Source organism: Allobosea sp. 05T422_2 (assembly GCF_056396265.1).
This window is the reverse complement of record NZ_JBFTLD010000388.1, coordinates 1-6,972: the sequence shown is the minus strand read 5'-3', so window position 1 is coordinate 6,972 and position 6,972 is coordinate 1. Positions and strand designations below refer to the sequence as shown.

General features: G+C 65.0%; 6 protein-coding genes. 2 read left to right on the top strand and 4 right to left on the bottom strand.

Annotated features, from left to right (window positions below):
• Positions 1-1,102: 1,102 nt before the first annotated feature.
• On the top strand, positions 1,103-1,402 hold the full coding sequence (locus AC1DJT_RS34690; RefSeq protein WP_476768890.1) for a hypothetical protein: 300 nt from the start codon (positions 1,103-1,105) through the stop codon (positions 1,400-1,402).
• 4 nt (positions 1,403-1,406) lie between these two features.
• Positions 1,407-1,763 carry a hypothetical protein gene (locus tag AC1DJT_RS34685; protein WP_476768891.1) on the top strand — a complete coding sequence of 119 codons (357 nt, stop codon included), beginning with the start codon at positions 1,407-1,409 and terminating at the stop codon, positions 1,761-1,763.
• Positions 1,764-2,059: 296 nt separating this feature from the next.
• Here AC1DJT_RS34685 and istB read toward each other — a convergent pair whose 3' ends face one another.
• The 4 genes from istB to AC1DJT_RS34665 all read right to left on the bottom strand — a co-directional run bounded on the left by istB (position 2,060) and on the right by AC1DJT_RS34665 (position 6,866).
• Positions 2,060-2,812 carry an IS21-like element helper ATPase IstB gene (gene istB / locus AC1DJT_RS34680; RefSeq protein ID WP_476835862.1) on the bottom strand — a complete coding sequence of 251 codons (753 nt, stop codon included), beginning with the start codon at positions 2,810-2,812 and terminating at the stop codon, positions 2,060-2,062.
• A 17-nt stretch (positions 2,813-2,829) separates the two neighbouring features.
• Complete coding sequence (gene istA / locus AC1DJT_RS34675) at positions 2,830-4,254, bottom strand: IS21 family transposase (protein WP_476835861.1); 1,425 nt, start codon at positions 4,252-4,254, stop codon at positions 2,830-2,832.
• A gap of 551 nt (positions 4,255-4,805) precedes the next feature.
• A complete protein-coding gene (locus AC1DJT_RS34670) occupies positions 4,806-5,987 on the bottom strand; it encodes an IS91 family transposase (protein WP_476768885.1) in 1,182 nt (393 codons plus the stop codon).
• A 9-nt stretch (positions 5,988-5,996) separates the two neighbouring features.
• Positions 5,997-6,866, bottom strand: a complete 870-nt coding sequence (locus AC1DJT_RS34665) for a site-specific integrase (protein WP_476768886.1) — start codon at positions 6,864-6,866, stop codon at positions 5,997-5,999.
• Positions 6,867-6,972 lie beyond the last annotated feature (106 nt).

Genomic DNA, 6,972 nt, shown 5'->3' with positions numbered 1-6,972 from the left:
CCCTCGCGACGTCCTCAACGCCGGCTGCATCAACAGCCGCTACGATCAAGATCCTGCAGATGCTCACTGATCCGGGCATCCTGACGGGTACGTCCACTCGACGCTGATCAACCGCAGAGTTGGCCTTGCCGCCCTCGTCACCCGAGCCGCAGCCGGTAGGCGAGCTGGCGGCAGAGATTGGAGCAGTACTTCGCGTCGGCACGACGCTTTGGGAAGAAGAACGTCGCACACACGTTGCATTTCAGGGGAGGACGTTCGCGCTGTATCCGCGCCCGCCGGGCGCGTTGCCAACAGGCAGTGGAACAGGTCGCCCTCTTGTCCCGAGGGGGAACGAACATGCGATCGCCGCATCCTTCGCAGACCATCTCTGCCGTGCACCAGGTGCGTTCCCAACTGGTAAGGCACGCGTCGCAGACGGGGACGGACGCTTTCACCGTCGCAATCCATCCGATGCGGGGGATAGACGGATCGAGGTAGTCCCTGGCGACCGTTTCTGAGACGATAAAGGGGGCGGCGTCCGCCGGGAACGCCACCGAGCAGCGCGTGCAATGGCCGGGCTGGAGAGAAAAAACCGGGGGCTTCATGGTTACAGCTACCCGAATACCGATCCGACGGACAATCGCTGCTTTAGCACTAGCAGTGTCAGCGTTCTCTGTTTGTGCTGGCCGTTCTGCAGCCCTGATGCTCGTTGTTACGGGTAGGAGGAGACCGACGTGCGCGTTGCTACGGATATCTGTAACAAAATAGCGACGAAGAGTTCTTGGCGTTACAGATAATTGAAAAACCTGCTGGGCATTAAGTTGCTTATCTGTAACAACGCCAAGAGGGCCGGATTTCGGCTATCCGTAACGCCTCAGTGCTGCATGATGAGGCGCACGGGCGGCTCGCGCTGGCGATGGGAGCGGATCGAGACCATAGAGGCGACGCTCAATTCCCGCCTGTGCCGGCTCCTGGCGCGGCTTGAAGCAAAGCGCACATCCCGCCCATAGCGACAGCCGGAGGGCGCCTCAGCTGCTTCCAGGCAGAGCCTGGCTGAGAATGACAAGGGATTGGCCGCGGTTAATATCGACCCGCGAGCGCCGGCCACGCATGGTCCCGGCCTATGAAAGTCCCCGAACCCCGCTTTCTCAACGACAACGACCCCGACGGCCCGATCATCTACAACGACCCGGATGCGCCTAAGCCTATGTCGAAGGCACGGCGGCTGGTGTGCTTGTTGATAGGCACCGTCTTGTTGGGATGCGCCTTGATAGCATTCATTGCTGGGGCCGAAGGCCCGAAGCGCGGCCTAATGTTCATCGCCGCCTTCGGCTTCGCATTCGGCGGGGTAGTCTTATTGTTCTCAGCGCTGTTCGCGAATTTTTCGCTTGCCCGTGAAAGACGCGGCCGGGCCGGGAATTGATATCGTGAGCAAATTGGAGAAGTTTGTGGAAAGTAAAATTGAGATATTGAATATCACTCAGGGCAATGTTCTTGGATTTTGGTCGACAAGGATATGGCTAAATAAGACCAAAAAAGGCACATTTACGTGCAGCGCGAAAGAAAAGCTCCAAGAATGTGGGGTATCTCGCGATCTTCCAGCCAATAAAGGCCTGCGCAGCGGCAGTGAAATTTACGAAGCCGTCGCCAATTTCACGGACAACTACGAACTGTGCCTCGACGACGCCGACTGGCATGACGTAGCCAAAGCGCTAGCCACATTCAATCAAGAGCTCGAGAGCGAATTTCTGGTTGCTTGGCAGGAATACAGCAAGTCACGCTGACTACACCCACGGCCACGTGATGTGGCCTGGCTAAGGTTGATCCGACCTGGTCGAGCGCCATTGATCGGTTGGGCATTGCCAGCTAGCCCTGAATGGCCGCGTCGCAGCCGCGACCGTCGTGCGGAACCTCGACCAGCGCCTTATTGCGGATTCCGACGAATTCGGCGGGCAATTCCGATATGAATTCGGCACCCTGTTCCGATTTCATTCCGGCACCCCATTCCGATTTGAAGCCGGCAGGTGCGAGGTGATTTGCCTGGGTCGTTCGTGATGATTGTCGTGGATGGATTTGACGGTCAAGCGATCGTGGCTGGAGGGCTCTGCGACTGGCGTTTTCGCATGCTCTCGCCGGCGAGTTCGATGCGGTAGGCATTGTGGGCAATACGATCCATGACGGCGTCGGCGATCGTGGGATTCCCGATAATCTCGTACCAGCGGTCCACGGGGATCTGGCTGGTGATGATGGTGGCGCGGCGCTCGTAACSATCCTCGGTGAGTTCGAGGAGATCGCGTCGCTGGGTATCGTCGAGTTTTTCCGGCCCCCAGTCGTCGATGATCAGGAGTTCGACCCTGGCGAGCGCCTTGAGCAGGCGGGCGTAGCGGCCCTCGTCACGGGCCTGGGCCAGGGTGGTGAAGAGCCTCGGGGCGCGATGGTAGGCGACCGAGACATCGTCGCGGCAGGCCTTTTGCCCGAGGGCGCAGGCGAGCCAGCTCTTGCCGACGCCGRCCGGCCCGGTGATCAGCAAGCTGCGATGCTGACGGATCCAGTCGCCGCCGGCGAGGCTGAGGAAGAGCCCGCGGTCGAGGCCGCGCGACGCCTTGAAGTCAACATCCTCGATGCTGGCGTTGTGGCGCAGCCTGGCGGTGCGTGCGCGGTTCTCGAAGCGTTTTTGGCTGCGCGCGGTGCTCTCGCGTTCGAGCAGGAGGGCGAGCCAGTCGGCATGTTCGAGGGCGCGGCTTTCGGGCTGGGCCTGGAGCTCCTGGAAGCTCTTGGCCATGCCGTGCAGTCCGAGCCCGGCGAGCAAGGTCATGGTGGGATGGATCAACATGATGATGTCTCCTGGTGTCAGTGGAAGTAGCCGGGGCCGCGCAGATTGCTGTGCTCGATGATGGCGGCGGGTTCGGTGGAGGTCCTGGCTGGTGCCGCGGCTTGTCTGGCGGCGATGGCGGCAACCGCGCGGTAGGCGAAAGCGCCGATCTCGAGGGCGCGCGCGGAGACGGCTTCGGCCTGGGACGGCTTGAGGTCGCGGAACAGGCGCAGTACGCCGAGGCAGGTTCTGAAGCCGTGTTCGGGATGCGGGCGGTTGGCCAGGATGGCAATGACCAGGCCCTCCGTGCTCGGGCCCACCGTCGCCGCCCAGCGCCGAAGCCGTTCAGGGCTCCAGTCGGCGTAGCGCCGGTGAGAGCTCGGCATGTGATCGGGGTTGGTACCGTGCCGGCGTCCGCCATAGCGGCGCTGGTGAGCGGCGACGCGCTGGCCGCGATGGAAGACCTCGATCGTCCGGCTGGTGGCCCGCAGATCGACCTGTTCGCGGATCAGGCCGTGGGGGACGGAGTAGAAATAGCCGTCATACTCGACGTGGTAATCGACGCCGGCGCGGGCCAGGCGCCACTCGGCGAACTCGTAATCCTCGGGCAGTACCGCCAGGGCCGGCCGCTCGACGGTCTCGAACAGATGGCGGCGGGTGACGCCAAGGCGCCGGATGACATGGTCGTTGATCCGGTCGACGGCGTCGCGGATCGCGGCATTGGCCTCGGCCAGCGAGAAGAAGGTCTGGTTGCGCAAGCGTCCAAGGATGGCGCTTTGCGCGAAGCGGACCCCGTTCTCGACCTTCGCCTTGTCGCGCGGTTTGCGGACGCGGGCCGGCAGTACGCCGACGCCGTAATGCGAGGCCATCATGCCGTAGCTGCGGTTGAGATCCGGATCGTAGAACGAAGCCTTGTTGACGCCGGCCTTCAGGTTGTCCGGCACGATCAGGCGGGGGACGCCGCCGAAAAACCGSAACATCCGCACATGCGAGCCGATCCAGTCCGGCAGGGCCTGGGTCCAACTTGCCTCGGCGAAGGTGAAGTTCGAGGCGCCAAGCACGCCGACGAAAATCTCGGCCTCCCGGATGACGCCGGTCCGGGCATCGACGATGCCGAGMTTCTTGCCGGAATAATCGACGAAGACCTTGTCGCCGGCGACGTGCTCCTGACGCATGGTCGGCGACAGCCGACGCTGGAAGCCGCGCAGGAGGTCACAGAAACGGCTATAGCCGTAGCCCTGCGGATGGACGCCGCGATACTCCTCCCACAGGATCGCCATCGTCACGCCGGGCTTCTTCAGCTCGACGACGAGGTCGCCCCAGTTCGGCTCGGGGCGGCGACGCGCCCCCGAAAGAGCACCGGATCGCGCGAACAACCGGCCTGCCAGCGCATCATCGCTCAGCTCCGCCGGCAGCGGCCAGGACAGGCCGGCTTCCCGGGCTCGYGCCARGTTCCCCTGCACGGTACTGCGCGCCACACCAAGACGACGCCCGATCTCGCCGGGGCTCAGATACGGAAAACGTCTGCCAGAGTGGCTGACCCAGGCCTCCAACACCCCCTTCAGGGTGCCGGCTTCATCTCGGAATCACATGCCGGCTTCAAATCGGAATGCCCTGCCGGCTTCGCTTCGGAATACCCCGCCCGCTTCAATCGGAATCTGGAGGGTTCTGTGAGGTCGCGCGGCACTGATCGTGGAGCGAGGCGCGGCGCGCGACCTCATTGAAGCCGGATTGAACGAAGCCGCCGGCGCGAGGGCCTATGGGTTTTGTGCCTTGGGGCCGCTGCTCAAGGGGCCTCCGACAGGACCGATCGCAGTCCTGATGGGAGCGGGCTGACGGACGCTGCCGGCGGCAGAGCAGTGCGCGGCCGGGAGCCATGGGGGCGCGGGCGCGACGGGAGCGTCGATGATCCGCCTGATGGCTGTGGGACAGAGCCGGGCGCAGGGCATTGCTCGCCGCGACGCAGTGGYGTGCAGGGCAACAGGATCGGGWCTGCGATGCCGATGGCCTCTGGTCATGACGTATCCGGGCAAGGCCGGCAGCGCGGGAGGGTCGCGATGACGCGCATGGCGCCGCCGCAGCACGGGCAAAGCGCCGGATCGAAGGCCGGGCGCGATGGACGGGCGGCCCCCTGGATGYTGGCGTCATGGTCGCTGGTGCGCCTGCTGGCGGTTGCGGCGATGGCCTGGCGGATGAAGACAAGCCTGGAGCGCCTGTGGCCGTTGGCGAGGAAGCCGAAGTGGCGGATGCGGTGGAAGCCGTCGGGCAGTGCGTGCAGCAGGAAGCGGCGGATGAACTCGGCGGGATCGAGCCTCATGGTCCGGGCGGCGTTGCCATGGCGATAGTCGCGCCAGCGGAAGGCGACGCCGTCATCATCYGCGGCGACCAGGCGGTTGTTGGCGATGGCGACACGATGAGTGTACCGCCCAAGGTAGGCCAGCACATGCTCCGGCGAGCCGAAGGGCGGCTTGGCGTAGACGATCCAGTTGACCCTGCGCTGCCCGGCCAGCGCGCTSGCGAACGCCTTGGACCCATTGAGCGCGGCCAGGTCGCCGAAGAAGGCGAGCTCGCCTGCCTCATGCGYCTGGGCAAGCCGTTCGAGGAAGCGGCGACGGAACAGACGCGAGAGAACATGGATGGGCAGGAAGAAGCTCGGCCGGCAGGCGATCCATCGCCCGTCCGGCGCCCATGCGCCGCCTGGAACGAGGCAGTGGATATGGGGATGATGGGAGAGGGTCTGCCCCCAGCTGTGCAGGATGGCGATTCCGCCGATCTCGCCGCCCAGATGCCGCGGATCGGCGGCGATGGTCTTCAAGGTCCAGAGCGCCGCCTCGAACAGAATGCCATAGACGAGGGCCTTGTTCTGAAAGGCGATCGCCCCGATCGCGGCCGGCACGGTGAACACGACATGGAAGTAAGGCGTGGGCAGAAGGTCCTTCACGCGCGCGGCGAGCCAGGCTTCCCGGGCCGCTCCCTGGCACTTCGGGCAGTGCCGGTTGCGGCAGCTGTTGTAGGCGATGCGCCGATGGCTGCAGTCGCCACAGGCTTCGAGATGACCGCCGAGCGCCGCCGTCCGGCACAGCTCGATGGCGCGCATGACCCGCGTCTCGACGCGGCYGAGATGGCCACGCCGTTCCTGGCGGTAGGCGGCTCCATGGCGGCGGAAGATATCCGCCACCTCCAGATCGGCTGCCATGGCCGCCGCTCAGGCAGGCGGCGTCACGGCCAGGTCGAGACGGTCCAGCGGGCTTTGCGTCCTGGCGATCGTCGAGGTCGCCACATGGGTGTAGCGCGCCGTCGTCGACAGATTGCTATGGCCCAGCAGCACCTGGATGATCCGGATATCGGTTCCGCTCTCCAGAAGATGGGTGGCGAAGCTGTGGCGCAGCGTGTGGACGCTGACCCGCTTGGTCAGCCCTGCCGCCTTCGCCGCCGAGCGGCAGGCGGCGTGCAGCACCTGGACATCGATCGGCTTGTCCGGGCTGCGGCCCGGGAACAGCCATGGCGCCGGGCGCGCCAAGCGCCAGTAGCTGCGCAGGATGGCCAGCAGCGCCGCCGACAGCATCACGGTGCGGTCCCTGGCGCCCTTGCCATGCCGGACCTGCAGCACCATCCGGCTGCTGTCGATATCGGCCACCTTCAGGCTCACCGCCTCCGAGGCGCGCAAGCCCGCGGCATAGGCCGTGGTCAGCGCCACCCGCGTCTTCAGCGACGGGACCGCCTCCAGAAAGCGCACGACCTCATCGGCGCTCAGGATCGACGGCAGCTTGCGCGGCGTGCGCGCATAGACGATCCGCTCGGGGATCTCGGCGCGGTCCAGCGTCACGCCGTAGAAGAACCGCAACGCGCACACCGTCTGGTTCAGCGCCGGCCAGGATATCCCCTGCGAGACCAGATGCACCTGGAACGAGCGCACATCCTCAAGCCCGAGCCGGTCCGGCGGGCAGCCGAAATGACGGCTGAACTTCGTCACCGCGTGCAGATACGATCGCTGCGTGGCCGGCGACAGGTTGCGAAGCGTCATGTCGTCGATCATGCGGCGACGAAGGGCGCTCATCGGCTTGGCTTCGGTCATCGGGAGCTCCTGCTGGGCTGGGTGGCTTCAACACCCAAACCCTCCCAGCAGGAGCCTCCCGTCACAAACCCCGCAGCTTTCCCGCGTCAGCGGGTTCGTTCAATCC